Below are 14,167 nucleotides of genomic sequence, written 5' to 3' on the forward strand. Positions count from 1 at the left end.
CCGCGCGGCGCCTTCGCCGCCGCCAGCATGGCCGCGGCCTGGGGGAGCGGGCGCGCGCGCCGCGCCGCCGCCCGCCCGCGCCGCCGCCTGCTCGCCGGCCTCGCACTGCTCGTCGCCGGCAGCGCCCTCGCGCTCGTCGCCGCCGCTGGCGCCGCGCCACGCGCGGACGCGCTGCTCGCCGCCGCGCGCAACGCCGTGCACACTGGTTCGATTCCGGTCGCCGCACTGGTGCTCCCGGCCGGCGCCGGCTACGGCCTCCTGTCCGTCGCCCTGCTGGAGCTGCTCGACGACGCGGCGCCGCCCCACCGGCAGGTCGAGGCGTTCACGTGGCTGACGAGCGCGCAGGCGCTGGGCCTGGCGCTCGGCAGCCTCAGTGCTGGTGCGCTGGCATGAGCGGGCTGCGATCGGCCAGGTACGGGGCGAGGTGGCGGGCGGCGATCTTGTGCGGCGGCCACCAGGGGCAGTCGCGCGAGGCGCTGGAGGCGCCGCCGGAGGCGAGCGTCGCCGTCAGGTAGAGCGGGTCGGCGCCGGTCATCAGCATCGCGCGCAGCGTCGGCGGCGCCGCGTCGACCGGGCGGAAGCTGCCCGGCCCGCGCGCGATCGCGGCCGCGACCGCGTCGGCCTGCTGGGTCGCGAGGCCGCCCTGCTTGATCGGCGAGGTGGTCGCGTCGCCGACCGCCCAGACGCCCGGCAGCCCCGGCACGCGGCTGTGCTCGTCGATGCGGATGAAGCCGTCGGCGTCGCAGGGGACGCCGGCCAGCGCCGGCCCGCGCAGCCGCGGCAGCGCGACGACGCGGTCGGCCTGCAGCCGCCGGTCCCCAGGCGTCAGCACGACCTCCTCGCCGTCGTAGTCGCGGCCGTAGCTGCCGCTGATCAGCTCGATCCCGGCGCCCGCGAGCAGCCTCCCGACGGCGCGGCTGCCGGTGCCGCGGAAGACCGCCAGCGGCCCCTCCTCCGGCGTCACCAGCGTCAGCCGCACGTCGCTGGCGCCGACCGCCCACGCGCGCCGCGACATCTGCAGCGCCAGCTCGTAGAGCGGCAGCGGCCAGCCGGCGCCGGGCGGGACGACGAAGGCGATCGTCCGCAGCAGCCCCTCCTCCAGCTCGCGCACGATCCACTGGACGCCGTCGGATTCGGCGTCGCCGAAGGTGGCGGCGTGCGGCAGCGCGACCTCGCTGCGCGCGCCGGTCGCCAGCACGAGCGCGTCGTAGGGCAGGCTCGCGCCGTCGCCGCCGAGCGCGCGGCGGTCGGCGGCGACACCGGTCAGCGCCTCGGGCACGAGCGTCGCGCCGAGGTCGGCGCAGATCGCACGCAGGTCGTAGCGGCGCGTCAGCGGCCGGCCGAACGGCTCGGCGACGGCGAGCGGCCGGTAGACCAGCTCGGATCCGGGCGCGATCACGGCGATCTCGAGGAGATGGCCGCCGGGTGCCGCGCGCAGCGCCAGCAGCGTCTCGACCGCCGCGACGCCGCCGCCTGCGATCACGACCCGGCGCGGTTGGGTGCTCGTCAGCTGCAACATGGCTCGACGGTACGCCCGCGCCGCCGCGACTCCATCGGTGCGGGCTGCGAGGCCGTCAGCGGGGAACTACGGACCGCGGCGCGCGGTCGCGGCGGATGCGGCCGACCGCGCACGCGCGGGAGGATCCCTCCCATGCCTTACCGCCATGCCGACACCCCGCCGCCCTCCTGCCGCCGCACGCGCACCTCCGCGCTCGTCGCCGGCGTCGCGGCGCTCGCCACGCTGCTGCTGCTCGCCCGCCGTCGCATGCGCAGGTGGGGCGCGACGGCCGACGAGGTGCTGGCGAGGCTGCCCGGCGACGAGCTGATCCCCGACCCGGTCGGCCAGACGACCTTCGCGACGACGCTGCCGGCGCCGCCCGAGCGGGTCTGGCCGTGGCTGATCCAGATGGGCGCCGACCGCGGCGGCTTCTACAGCTGGGACAGGCTCGACAACGCCGGCCATGCGAGCGCGACGGCGATCGAGCCGAGCTGGCAGGACCTGCGCGAGGGCGACCGGATCCTCTCCCGCCCGGACGGCTCCTCCTGGTTCGAGGTGGCGCTGCTGGAGCAGGCCACAACGCTCGTGCTGCGGGCGCGGCTGGACGCGAAGGGCCGCCCGACGACCGCGCCGGAGGGCGACCTGCGCTTCGTCGGCGACTCGATCTGGAGCTTCCACCTGCAGCCGGTGCCGGAGGGCACGCGGCTGCTGGTGCGCGGGCGCGGCGGCGGCAAGCCGCGCCACCTGCACGCGCTCGGCAACGCGGTCTTCTGGGACCCCGCCCACTGGATCATGCAGACGAAGCAGTTCCGCGAGCTGCGGCGGCGGGTGGCGAGCGCCTGACGCGCCGGCGCTAGAAGCGCTCCTCCGGCTCCAGCACCGACTCGTGCGCGACGCCGGAGTCGATCGCCGCCTGCTTGACGGCCTGCGCGACGGCGTCGTGGACGGCCGGGTCGAGCACGTCGGGGACCAGCTCCGACTCGACCGTCAGGCCGGCCAGCGCCCACGCCGCGGCGCGCTTCATCTCCAGGTTGATCGCGCTCGCGCCTGCCAGCAGCGCGCCGTGGAAGATGCCCGGGTAGCCGAGCACGTTGTTGACGGAGGTGCCGTCGGCGGCGAAGGCGGCGCCGGCCGCCAGCGCGGCCTCGGGCGATATCTCCGGCACCGGGTTGGTCAGCGCCAGCACGACCTGGCCGGGACGCACCAGCTCGGGCGTGATCAGGTCGGGCCGGCCGCTGGTGGCGATCACGACGTCGGCCTCGCGCATGACGGTCTGCAGCTCGTGGATCTCGATCCCTCTCGCGGCCGCCTGCGCCTGCGCGGCCGGGTTGGGGTCGGCGGCGAGCACGCGGTGGACGCCGGCGTCGTGGATCAGCGTCGCGATGCCGTAGCCGGCGGCGCCGAGGCCGATCTGGCCGACGACCGCCTGGTCCAGCCGCTTGCCGACGCGGCGGCAGGCGGCGATCGCGGCGGCGAAGGCGATCACGGCGGTGCCGTGGACGTCGTCGTGCATAACCGGCTGCGGCAGTGCCTCGATCAGCCGCCGCTCGATCTCGAAGCAGCCCGGCGCCGCGATGTCCTCCAGGTGGATGCCGCCGAAGCCGGGCGCGATGCGGACGACCGTCTCGACGAACTCGTCGACGTCCTTCGTGTCGACCAGGATCGGCACCGCGCTGATGCCGACGAGCTGGCTGTAGAAGAGCGCCTTGCCCTCCATCACCGGCATCGCCGCCACGGGTCCGATGTCGCCGAGGCCGAGCACGCGCGTGCCGTTGGTGACGATCGCGACGCTGCGCCCGATCATCGTGAACTTTCTCGCCAGCTCCGGGTGCTCGTGGATCGCGGTCGAGACACGCGCGACGCCGGGCGTGTAGACGTCGCGGACGTCCTGGTTGGACTCGATCTGGCGCAGCCCGCGGACCTCGAGCTTGCCGTTCTCGTGCGCGAGGAAGGCGCGGTCGTGGTACCAGCTGACGTGCACGTCCGGCAGCGCGTCGAGGCCCGCCGCCAGCTCGTCCGCGTGCGCCTTGTCGCGTACCTCGATCGTGATCTCGCGCAGCGCCTCGTGGCGCGCGACCGAGATCGTCGAGATGTCGCCGATCACGCCGCCGTGCTCGGCGATGCGCGAGGTCACCGTCGCCAACTGGCCGACGCGGTGCGGGATGCGGAGTCGGTACGTGCAGTCGAGGGCCATGGCGGGGATCGTACGACGATGTGACGAGGCCCGCCGTGCGCCCCGCGCGCGTCGCTGATACAACCGCGGCCGTGCGCCTCGTCACCGACTCCGAGCGCCGCGCGCGGCTGGCGCTGCGCCAGCGGCTCGCGCCCGGCGCGAAGGCGCCCGACGCGCTGACCGCCGCCGACGCCGTCGTCTGCCTGCACGCGACCGACCCGGCGACGATCGCGCTGTCGGCGTGGGCGCGCGTCGACGGCTTCCGCACCGAGGATCTCGACGACGCGCTCTACCAGCGGCGCAGCCTCGTCAAGCACCTGTCGATGCGGCGGACGCTGTTCGTCTTCCCGCGCGCGACGCTGCCGGCCGCGCAGGCGGCCGCCTCCGAGCGCGTCGCCGCGACCGAGCGCAAGCGGCTGATCGGCGACGTCGAGAGAGCCGGCCTGCACGCCGACGGCGCCGCCTGGCTCGAGCGGGCCTGCGACGCGGTCCGCGCCGAGCTCGCCGGCGGCCGCACCGCGATGATGGCCGAGCTGCGCAGAGACCTGCCGCTGCTGGAGGGCGGGATAGCGTACGGCGAGGGCAGGTCGTGGGGCGCGACGGTGCCGGTCGGCCCGCGCGTGCTGACGGTCCTCTCCGCGGGCGGCGAGATCGTGCGCGCGACCAACGCCGGCGGCTGGTCGGTCTCGCGGCCGCGCTGGGCGGCGATGCAGCAGTGGCTCGGCGAGCCGATCGAGCGGCTGTCGCTCGCGGACGGGACGGCCGCGCTGGTGCGGCGCTGGCTGCACGCCTTCGGCCCCGGGACCGAGAGAGACGTGAAGTGGTGGCTCGGCTCGACGCTGAGAGCGGTCCGCACCGCCTTGAGCGACCTGGAGGCGGTCGCCGTGGAGCTGGAGGGCGGCGGCCGCGGCTGGCTGCTGCCCGACGACCTCGACCCGATCGAGCCGCCCGCGCCGTGGGCCGCGCTGCTGCCGCCGCTGGACCCGACGACGATGGGCTGGCAGGAGCGCGCCTTCTACCTCGGCGACTACAGACCGCAGCTGTTCGACACGGCCGGCAACGGCGGCGCGACCGCCTGGTGGGACGGCCGCATCGTCGGCGGCTGGCGCCAGCGCGACGACGGCTCGGTCGAGCTGCAGTACCTGGAGGACCCGGGCGCCGCCGGCCGCGCCGCGCTCGCCGCCGAGGCCGAGCGCCTGAGCGACTGGTTCGGCGGCGTGCGCGTGCTCGGCCGCTTCCCCTCGCCGCTGTCGAGACAGCTCGCGAACGCCGGCTGAGCCGCGCGACGCGCCGCATACCGGCGCGCCCGACGCACCCGAACGGCGATGATCGACTCGTGGCGAGCAGAAGAGCTTCCAGCGGCGGACAGGAGCGAATGAACGTGCTCATCGCCGGCGCTGTCGCGATCGTCGTGGCGCTGATCGGCGGCGGATTCGCGCTGCTCTCCGGCGGCGGAGGTCCCTCCTTCACCGCGACCGGGGGCCAGGTCACAAGCGGCGACGGCTGCATCGGCAGCGGCAACGTGCTCCAGGGATCGACCGTCGACTGCTCACGCACGACGCCGCCGGCGAGACCGACTGTGACGACGCCCGCTCCCACGACCGCCGACGCCGGCTGCGGCACCATCGAAGGGAACCCGGCGAGAACGGCCTTCCGCATGCGCGTCGTGATGTGGTGCGCGCCGATCGCCGTCCGCGGCCAGTACCAGTACAAGCTCAAGGTCTCCGTCCGCAACACCGGCAGAGCGAAACTGGACATCAGGCGCGAACGATTCGTGCTGCTGTGGCGCGTGCTCGATCCGAGCCGCTGGTCCCCGCCGAGCGGCGGCGAGCCCGCACCACCGGCGCGCGTGCGCTATGCGGAGCGGGAGTACTGGGCGATCTCGGCCAACCTCGACGGTGTCGGCGAAGATGTCCCCGATCGCCCCGGCGCGACCTTCGCGACCCACTGGGGCTATAGCTGGCTCGACCCGGGCGAGCTGTCGCTGCGCCCGCGGCGGCCGGCGGCGAAGGTGTCCTACCTCGACCGCGATGGGCAGCTCAGAACGATCCGTTTCAACTTCCACGAGGACGACCTCGTCTTCTACGTGCCGGCCGGCGCCGTCGACCGCGATCGCAACTTCCTCGGCCTCGGCTATTACGACGGCCGCCGGATCGTCGCGGTCTGCCCGCAGGGTGCTTGGGGCCCGAGAGTCCCCGCGAACGCGTTCTGAGCGGCGCCCGCTCAGGCCGCCAGCGGCAGCGCGACCGCCGGCACCGCGCCGCGCAGCGCGTGCAGCACCCGCGCGCGCAGGTGCGGGGCGACCGTGCTCAGCATTGCGACGCCGATCTCGCGCACGACGCGCGCGCCGGCCAGCGGGCGCACGACGACGTCGTCGCGCAGCGGATTGAGCGCCAGCCTCGGCAGCAGCGAGATGCCGAGGCCCGCGGCGACGAGGCCCTGCGTCATCTGGAAGCTGTCGATGCGGCTGGCGAAGACCGGCTGGAAGCCCTCGTTGCGACAGGCGTCGAGCAGCGTCACGTAGGAGGGGTCGTCGTCCTCGGGGGCGGCGATCCAGCGCTCGCCGCGCAGGTCGGAGAGCGCGACGCGCGGGTTGGCGGCGGCGCGGTGGCCGGCCGGCAGCAGCACGAGGTGGTCGTCGTCGACGAGCCGCTCCTGGATCACCCCGTCGAGGACCGGCCACGGGTCGGCCGGGTTGCGGAAGATGACGGCGGCGTGGACGGTGCGGGCGGCGAGCGCCTCCAGCTGCTGCGGCACCTCGGCCTCGTTCAGCACGACGTGCAGGCCGGAGGCGGTCAGCTCGGCGACGGCGCGCGCGACGAGGTCGGCGCCGGCGCTCGGGAAGGTGCCGAGCCGCAGCGTCGAGACGCCGTATTCGACGTGGCGGGCGACGTCGGCCTCTGCCCGCTCCAGCCGCGCGAGCACGTCGCGGGCGTGCTCGCGGACGAGCAGGCCGAGCTCGGTGAGCTGCGCGCCGCGCGGGCCGCGGTCGACGAGCCGGGCGCCCATTCGCAGCTCCAGCGCGGCGAGATGCTCGGAGGCGGTGGGCTGACTGACATGGAGCATGCGCGCGGCGGCGGCGAGCGAGCCGCCAGAGGCGATCGCGTCGATCAGCCGCAGGTCGCGCGCGTCAAGCGGACGAGACATCGGCACATCCTATAACCGGGCGTCAAATTCACCGACCGTCACTGGTGTCGCCGATCTTTATCGTGCCGCCTCATGCATGTCGCCGCGCATCTCACGGCCGCCCCTGCGCGCGAGGCCTCGACCTCCGCCTCAGCGTCGCCGGCCCAGCACCGCGCCCCCTACCTGGAGGCGCTCGCCGCGCACGGCCAGCGCAAACCGGGTCGCATGCACGTCCCCGGCCACGGCGGCGGCAGCGGCGCCGACCCGGCGCTGCTGGCGCTGCTCGGCGACGCCCCCTTCCGCGTCGACCTGCCGCGCGACCTCTCCGGCGTCGACGCCGGCCCCTCACCGACGCCGTACGACCAGGCCGAGGAGCTGGCGGCGGCCGCCCACGGCGCCGGCCGCACCTGGTTCCTCACCAACGGCGCGACGCAGGGCAACCACGCGATCTGCCTCGCGCTCGCCGGCGACGGCGCGCGCGTGCTGGTGCAGCGCAACTGCCACGGCAGCGTCGTCGACGGGCTCGTGCTGAGCGGTGCCGAGCCGGCCTACGCGCTGCCGGAGTACGACGCGCGGCTCGGGATCGCCGGCCCGGTCACGCCCGCGACGCTGCGCGCCGCGCTCGCGGAGGACCGCCGCATCGCCGTCGTCGTGCTCGTCTCGCCGACCTACTACGGCGAGGTCGCCGACGTCGCCGCCTGCGCGCAGGTCGCCCACGAGGCCGGCGCGGTGCTCGTCGTCGACGGCGCCTGGGGCCCGCACTTCGGCTTCCACCCGGCGCTGCCGCAGTGCCCGCTGCGGCTCGGCGCCGACGTGCTGCTGACCTCGACCCACAAGCACGCCGGCTCGTTGACCCAGAGCGCGATGCTGCACGTCGCGCCCGGCCGCGAGGCGATCCAGGCGCGGCTGGAGCGGAGCGTGCGGATGCTGCGCTCGACCTCCCCCAGCTCGCTGCTGCTGGCCTCGCTCGACGCCTCCCGGCGCCAGCTCGCGCTGCGCGGCGGGCGCGTGCTCGGCGACGCGATCGCGGTCGCGGCGCGGCTGCGCGAGCGGCTCGCGGCGCTGCCCGGCTGCGCGGTCCGCGACGCGGCCGACCCGCTGCGCGTCGCAGTCGACATCCGCGGCACCGGCGCCGCCGCCGAGGCGCTGGCGGAGGCGCTGCGCGACGGCCACGACGTCCATCCGGAGCTGGTGACGCCGACCTGCCTGCTGTTCGTCGTCCCGCTCGGGCTGACGCCCGACGGCGCCGACGACGTCGCCGACGCGCTCGCGGCGGCGATAGCGGAGACGGCGTCGGTCACCGACCGCCTCTACCCCGTCGTCGGCGCGCCCGCGCTGCCGGCGGTCGCGATCTCGCCGCGCGCCGCCTTCCTCGGCGCGACCGAGGTCGTCCCGCGCACGGCGGCGGTCGGGCGGATCTGCGCCGAGGCGATCAGCGCCTACCCGCCGGGGATCCCGCTGCTGCTGCCGGGCGAGCGGATCGCCGCCGTCGACGTCGACGCGCTGCTGGCGATGCGCGCCGCCGGCGCGCGCCTGCACGGCGCCGCCGACCCGCAGCTGAGCACGCTGACGGTCGTGGCCGAGTAGCGCGGCGGCTCAGCCCAGCACCGCGAGCGCCCGCGCCTGCGCCGCGTCGGACTCCGGGTGGGTCCAGAAGGCGAGGTGGGTGCCGCGGTCGAGCGTCAGCAGCTCCGCGCCGGGGACCTTCGCCGCGGCGAAGGCGCTGTGCTCGGGCACGACGTCGCTGTCGGCCGAGCCCTGCACGAGCAGCGTCGGCACGCTCACCCGCTCCAGCTCCAGGTCCGCGATCGCCCCGAACTGGGCCCAGTCGTTGTCGAGCCCGGCCTGGCGGTCGCGGTGGATCACGGTCCCGCCGAGGTCGACGACGAACGCCCGCTTGACGGGGTCGGCGAAGACCTCCGCGGTGCGCGCGCTCAGCTCCTCCTTGGTGAGATCGCCCTCGGAGCCGAGCGTCGCCGAGATCAGCCGCTCGGGCGCGTGCTGCTGGAGCAGGCGCAGCAGCCACGCGCCGGGGCGCGTCGAGAACATCAGCTTGTCCGAGAGCGGCTCCTGCGGCTCCTCGATCGCGTGGCTGACGCCGGCGCAGACGACGAGGCCGCTGACGCGCTGCGGGTGCCGGACCGCGAGCCGGTAGCTCGACGGCCCGCCGCCCGACCAGGCGAGCACGCCGGCGCGCTCGATCGCGAGCGCGTCGAGCAGCGCGGCGAGCAGGTCGGCCTGCTGGTCGATCGTCGTGCGATCGCCCAGCTCGCTGCCGAGGTAGCCGGGGCGCGAGAGCAGGATCGCCTTGCGGCCGGCGGCGACGAGGAAGCGGGCCATGATCTCGGCCGCGTCGATGCCGCCGGGGCTGCCGTGCACGACGAGCACCGGCGGCCCGTCACCGAGGACCGCGTGCTCGACCGGCCCGAGCGCGGTCTCGATCAGCGTGCTGTTCAGCGCTTCCGTATCGCTCATGCGCGCCACCCTAGCGCGGCGTCACGCGCCGCCGACCAGCTCCTGCGGCGCTCTGCCGGCGGCCGCGCGGGCCAGCTCCTGCGGCAGCCGCTCGACGACGTACTGGAGGCTGAGCGGGGTCATGAAGTACATCGCGCCGGCGAGCGTCCCGTCGCTGTAGACGGCGTGGTCGCCCTGCACCGCTCTCAGCGCTCTGAAGGTCGGCACCTTCAGCAGCGCGGCGACGTCTCTCGCTCTCTCGGTCGCGAACAGGGCGATGTCGGAGTCGAGCACGTCGAGCCGCTCGGCGGAGATCGGGACCTGCTCGCCGCGTCTGCCGGCGAGCGCCGTCACTCTCGGCTCGATCCGCAGGCCGAGGTAGGTGAGGAACTCGGTGTTGAGGCCGTCGGGATAGGAGTAGATGAGGCCGTCGTAGAAGCCGTTCTGGCTGAAGCTGATCGTCTTGCCCTTCAGCTCCGGGTGCGCGGCGGCGGCGTCGGCGAACTGCCGTCTGACGTCGGCGACCAGTCTGCTGCCGCCGGCCGGCTCGCCGAGCGCCTGCGCGATCAGCTCGACCTGCTCGTCCCACGGCGAGAAGTAGTCGGTGCTGCCCGCGCCGGCGGCGATCGTCGGCGCGAGCGCGGACAGCTTGTCGTAGTCGGCCTGTCTCATGCCGGAGTTGGTGCCGACGATCAGGTCGGGCTTGAGCGCGGCGATCCGCTCGAACTCGAAGCCGTCGGCGTTGTGCAGGATCTCGGGTCTCGCGTCGCCCATCGCCGCGCGCGCCCACGGCCAGACGCCGTCCGGCTGGTCGCCGTACCACTCGGTGATCGCGATCGGTCTGGCGCCGAGCGCGAGCAGCGTGTCGTGCTCGGTCAGCCCGACGCTGACGATCCGCTGCGGCGCGGCGGGGACGGTCGTGGTGCCGAACTTGTGTCTGACGGTGGCGGGGAAGGCGCCGGCGGTCGTGCCCGTGGCGGTGGTGACGGCGGCCTCCTTCTCGGAATCGCCACACGCGGCGAGCAGGCCGGTCGTGAGGATGAGCAGGATCAGCGCGAGCGCGCGCGAGACGGAAACGAACATAAGGGCACCCTAACAACGCATGTCGGGCTTAGACGTCACTCTCAAGATCTCGCCCCTCCGACCGTTCACTGCGTGCAGATGACCAACCGTTCTCTGAAGCCCCTCGCGCGCGGCGCCGGCGCCGCGCTGCTGAGCCTCGCGCTCGCGCCCGCCGCCGCCGGTGCGGCCAGCGGCGGCCCTTCCGCACCGTCGATCATCGGCGGCCACGACGCCGCCGCCGGCACGTGGCCGGCGCTGGTCGCGCTGGTGAGCCACGACAACCCGTCCGCCTATGCCGGCCAGTTCTGCGGCGGCACGCTGATCGCGCCCCAGTGGGTGCTGACGGCCTCGCACTGCACCGCTGACAACGAGGCGGCGGACATCGACGTGCTCGCCGGTACGCACACGCTCAGCAGCGGCGGCACGCGCGTGCCGGTCGCCGAGATCCACCAGCACCCGTCCTACACGCCCGGTCCGGAGCTGAACGACGTCGCGCTGCTGAAGCTGTCGAGCCCGCTGACGCAGCCGACGATGGCGATCGCCGGGCCGGGCCTGGAGCCGTTCTGGACACCCGGCACGCCGGCGCACGCGGCCGGCTGGGGCAACCAGTCGACCTCGCCGAGACCGGAGCAGGCGATCTGGCCCGACCGGCTGAGCGAGGTCGACATCCCGCTCGTCTCCGACGCGGCCTGCGGTCAGGCGTGGGCGCCCGACTTCGACGGGTCGCTGATGGTCTGCGCCGCGGGCGCCGGCGTCGACACCTGCCAGGGCGACAGCGGCGGACCGCTGACGGTCAGCGACGTCGCCGGCCGGCCGGTGCTGATCGGCGACACCAGCTTCGGCGCCGCCTGCGCCGACCCCGACGCGCCCGGCGTCTACGCCGAGACGTTCGCCTTCCGCTCCTGGATCGACGCGACGATCGGCTGGTCGCGCGCGCTGACGGCGGACAGATCGCCGGTCGCGCTGCCGCGACCCGCTGCCGGCTCGGTGTCCGCGCCCGCCTTCGTCACGCTGACGGCGTCGGGCTCGGCGCCGTTGGCGATCTCCGGCGTGAGACTGGGCGGCGCGAGCGCCGGCCAGTTCGCGCTCGGGGCGCAGGACTGCAGCGGCGGCGGGCTGGCGATCGGCGCCTCCTGCACGGTCGAGCTGCGCGCGACCCCGTCGGCCGACGCCGACGCCGCCGCGTGGCTGGTCGTCGCCAGCGACGTGCCCGGCGGCACGACCGCGATCCCCGTCACCTCCGGCATCGCCCCGCCCGACCCGGGCCCGGTCGAGCCGCCCGCGCCCGCGCCGATCCCCGACCCGCTGCCGGCGCCGCCGGCCCCGGTCCAGCCGGCGCCGCAGACGCCGCCGACGATCGTCGTCAAGCAGGCGCCGAAGGCGACGCTCGCGAGCGCCCGCCGCAAGGGCGCGACGCGGCGCCTGTCGGTCAGGCTGGCCGGCGCCGGGAGCGTGACGATCACGGTCAAGAGCCGTGGCCGCCGCCCGCTGACGGTCGCGACCGCGTCCGCGCGGTTCGCGAAGGCCGGCACGAAGGTCGTCGCGCTGCGCCTGACGCCGAAGGGCCGCGCGCTGCTGCGCGCTGACGGCCGCATCGCCGCCACCGCCACCGCGCGCGTCGCGGTCGCCGGCGCGACCACGACGACGGCGAGCCTGAAGCTGACGCTGCGCTGAGCGACGACCGGCTGGGCGCGCGCCGCTCTCGGGCGGCGCCGCGCGGCTCGGCGTCCAACGAGCGGCCAGAAAAAGTAGGCGCGTCTACGGTATGTGGCGAAAGCGGCCGATCCTGCCCGGGATGTCGCATTCGATCCTTGTCGCCTACGCCAGCAGAAACGGGTCGACCCGCGAGGTCGCCGAGACCGTCAAGCGCGTCCTCGACGCCGGCGGCGAGCCCGCTGCGATGCGGCCGGTGCTGGAGGCGAAGGACCTATCGGGCTTCAGAGGCGTCGTGCTCGGCGGCTCGATCTACCGCGCGGCGCTGCAGCAGGAGGCGATGCTGTTCCTCAAACGGCATCACGAGACGCTGACGCAGCTGCCGCTGGCGATCTTCGCGCTCGGGCCGATCAAGAACGACCCGGACGAGTGGGCCCGCTCGCGCAGACAGCTCGACGCCTCGCTCGCCGAGCTGCCCGGCCTGCGCGTGCGCTCGATCGCGGTCTTCGGCGGCGTGATCGTCCCGCACCGGCTGCCCCATCCGATGAACCAGCTGCCGCCGTCCGACAACCGCGACTGGTCGGCGATCAAGGCATGGGCGCGCGAGGCCCGCGTCGCGTTGATGCAGCCGTGAGCGCGAGGGCGTGCGGCCCGCCGCAGGGGCGGAAGCCGCCGCGCCGCTAGGCTCGGTCGCATGTCCGTCTCGGCGCGCCCGCTGTTCAGCTTCGACGACTCCTTCGTGCGCGAGCTCGAAGGGCTCTATCTCCCGTGGCAGGCCGCCCCGGCCTCCGCGCCCCGGCTGCTGGCGCTGAACGCCTCGCTCGCGCGCGAGCTGGGCGCCGACCCGGTCGCGCTCGCGACGGACGCCGGCATCGGCCTGCTGACCGGCACCGCGGTCCCCGCCGAGACGACGCCGGTCGCGCAGGCCTACGCCGGCCACCAGTTCGGCGGCTACTCGCCGCGACTCGGCGACGGCCGCGCGCTGCTGATCGGCGAGCTGGTCGACGCCGACGGCAGACGGCGCGACCTGCACCTGAAGGGATCGGGCCGGACGCCGTTCGCCCGCGGCGGCGACGGCAGGGCGGCCGTGGGGCCGATGCTGCGCGAGTACCTCGTCAGCGAGGCGATGCACGCGCTCGGGATCCCGACCACGCGCGCGCTCGCCGTCGTCGCGACCGGCGACACCGTCGTGCGCGAGACGCCGCTGCCCGGCGCCGTGCTCGCGCGCGTCGCGGCCAGCCACCTGCGCGTCGGCACCTTCCAGTACGCGGCGGCGACCGGTGACGAGGCGCTGCTGCGCCGCCTCGCCGACTACGCGATCGCCCGCCACCACCCGCACGCGGCCGCGGCGGAGAACCCGTACCGCGCGCTGCTCGAGGCCGTCGTCGAGGTGCAGGCGGCGCTGATCGCGCGGTGGATGCTCGTCGGCTTCGTCCACGGCGTGATGAACACCGACAACATGACGATCTCCGGCGAGACGATCGACTACGGCCCCTGCGCCTTCCTCGACGGGCTCGATCGCGCGACCGTCTTCAGCTCGATCGACCACGGCGGTCGGTACGCCTACGGCAACCAGCCGCAGATCGCGCTGTGGAACCTGACGCGGCTGGCCGAGACGCTGCTGCGCCTGCTCGCCGACGAGCCGGAGCCGGCGCGCGAGGCCGCCACCGCGGTTCTGAGCGGCTTCGGGGCCCGCTACCACGCGCACTTCGAGCGCGGCCTGCGCGCGAAGGTCGGCCTGCCCGCGGAGGGCGCGCTCGACGACGAGGCGCTCGGCGAGGACCTGATCGTCCTGATGGAGCAGCAGCGGGTCGACTTCAGCGCGTTCTTCCGCGCGCTGTCCGCAGCGGCGCGCGGCGACGCGGAGCCCGCGCGAGCGCAGTTCCCCGACGCCGCCCCGCTCGACGCCTGGCTCGTCCGCTGGCAGGCGCAGCTCGGCTGGTCGGGCCGCGATCCGCACGCGGCCGCCGCCGCGATGGACCGCGTCAACCCCGTCTGCATCCCGCGCAACCACCTCGTCGAGGAGGCGCTGGACGCGGCGACCGCCGGCGAGCTGGAGCCGTTCGAGCGGCTGCTCGGCGCCGTCACGCGGCCGTTCGACGCACAGCCCGGACTCGAGCGCTACGCCGCGCCGGCGCCGCCCGGCTTCAGCGACTCCTTCCAGACCTTCTGCGGCACGTAGGCGCGCATCCGCTCGGCGC

12 protein-coding genes and 1 pseudogene are annotated in these 14,167 nt (G+C 75.1%); 8 read left to right on the forward strand and 5 right to left on the reverse strand.

The features are described 5' to 3' along the window. Positions 1 to 393, forward strand: a pseudogene (locus Q7L73_RS21270) (hypothetical protein); the annotation flags it as partial. Here the strand turns inward: Q7L73_RS21270 and Q7L73_RS21275 are convergent. Continuing rightward, the gene (locus Q7L73_RS21275; protein ID WP_304693997.1) at positions 371 to 1,519 is read right to left on the reverse strand and encodes an FAD-dependent oxidoreductase; all 1,149 of its coding nucleotides are present in this window, start codon (positions 1,517 to 1,519) and stop codon (positions 371 to 373) included. The pseudogene Q7L73_RS21270 and the gene Q7L73_RS21275 overlap by 23 nt on opposite strands. A 132-nt stretch (positions 1,520 to 1,651) precedes the next feature. On the opposite strand from Q7L73_RS21275, the gene Q7L73_RS21280 reads away from it, so the two are divergent. Then, positions 1,652 to 2,341: a hypothetical protein gene (locus Q7L73_RS21280; protein ID WP_304693995.1), complete on the forward strand. Its 690-nt coding sequence runs from the start codon at positions 1,652 to 1,654 to the stop codon at positions 2,339 to 2,341. A 10-nt stretch (positions 2,342 to 2,351) separates the two neighbouring features. Here Q7L73_RS21280 and Q7L73_RS21285 read toward each other — a convergent pair whose 3' ends face one another. After that, the gene (locus Q7L73_RS21285; protein WP_304693993.1) at positions 2,352 to 3,692 is read right to left on the reverse strand and encodes an NAD-dependent malic enzyme; all 1,341 of its coding nucleotides are present in this window, start codon (positions 3,690 to 3,692) and stop codon (positions 2,352 to 2,354) included. Between the two features lie 71 nt (positions 3,693 to 3,763). Between Q7L73_RS21285 and Q7L73_RS21290 the strand changes: the two genes are divergently transcribed. Further along, a complete protein-coding gene (locus Q7L73_RS21290; protein ID WP_304693991.1) occupies positions 3,764 to 4,948 on the forward strand; it encodes a winged helix DNA-binding domain-containing protein in 1,185 nt (394 codons plus the stop codon). A gap of 98 nt (positions 4,949 to 5,046) precedes the next feature. Beyond that, positions 5,047 to 5,883: a hypothetical protein gene (locus tag Q7L73_RS21295; RefSeq protein WP_304693990.1), complete on the forward strand. Its 837-nt coding sequence runs from the start codon at positions 5,047 to 5,049 to the stop codon at positions 5,881 to 5,883. Positions 5,884 to 5,894: 11 nt separating this feature from the next. Here the strand turns inward: Q7L73_RS21295 and Q7L73_RS21300 are convergent, their stop codons facing one another. Further along, positions 5,895 to 6,818 (reverse strand): LysR family transcriptional regulator, encoded by a 924-nt coding sequence (locus Q7L73_RS21300; protein ID WP_304693988.1) that lies wholly within the window; start codon positions 6,816 to 6,818, stop codon positions 5,895 to 5,897. Positions 6,819 to 6,890: 72 nt separating this feature from the next. Here Q7L73_RS21300 and Q7L73_RS21305 point away from each other — a divergent pair, with 72 nt between their 5' ends. Next, positions 6,891 to 8,384, forward strand: coding sequence for an aminotransferase class I/II-fold pyridoxal phosphate-dependent enzyme (locus Q7L73_RS21305; RefSeq protein ID WP_304693986.1), 1,494 nt, complete (start codon positions 6,891 to 6,893; stop codon positions 8,382 to 8,384). A gap of 9 nt (positions 8,385 to 8,393) precedes the next feature. On the opposite strand, the gene Q7L73_RS21310 is transcribed toward Q7L73_RS21305, so the two are convergent. Both Q7L73_RS21310 and Q7L73_RS21315 read right to left on the reverse strand, forming a co-directional pair. Continuing rightward, on the reverse strand, positions 8,394 to 9,272 hold the full coding sequence (locus Q7L73_RS21310; RefSeq protein WP_304693984.1) for an alpha/beta fold hydrolase: 879 nt from the start codon (positions 9,270 to 9,272) through the stop codon (positions 8,394 to 8,396). Between the two features lie 21 nt (positions 9,273 to 9,293). Further along, a complete protein-coding gene (locus Q7L73_RS21315; RefSeq protein WP_304693982.1) occupies positions 9,294 to 10,334 on the reverse strand; it encodes an ABC transporter substrate-binding protein in 1,041 nt (346 codons plus the stop codon). A gap of 78 nt (positions 10,335 to 10,412) precedes the next feature. Here Q7L73_RS21315 and Q7L73_RS21320 point away from each other — a divergent pair, with 78 nt between their 5' ends. From Q7L73_RS21320 to Q7L73_RS21330, 3 genes are all read left to right on the forward strand, one after another. Beyond that, on the forward strand, positions 10,413 to 11,987 hold the full coding sequence (locus Q7L73_RS21320) for a serine protease (RefSeq protein ID WP_304693980.1): 1,575 nt from the start codon (positions 10,413 to 10,415) through the stop codon (positions 11,985 to 11,987). A gap of 121 nt (positions 11,988 to 12,108) precedes the next feature. Then, positions 12,109 to 12,600, forward strand: coding sequence for a flavodoxin domain-containing protein (locus tag Q7L73_RS21325; RefSeq protein ID WP_304693978.1), 492 nt, complete (start codon positions 12,109 to 12,111; stop codon positions 12,598 to 12,600). 60 nt (positions 12,601 to 12,660) lie between these two features. Continuing rightward, entirely contained in the window at positions 12,661 to 14,148 is a 1,488-nt protein-coding gene (locus Q7L73_RS21330) for a YdiU family protein (protein WP_304693976.1), read from the forward strand. Positions 14,149 to 14,167: the final 19 nt, after the last annotated feature.

The sequence above is a fragment of the Conexibacter sp. CPCC 205762 genome (assembly GCF_030646155.1).
GTDB lineage: Bacteria > Actinomycetota > Thermoleophilia > Solirubrobacterales > Solirubrobacteraceae > Conexibacter.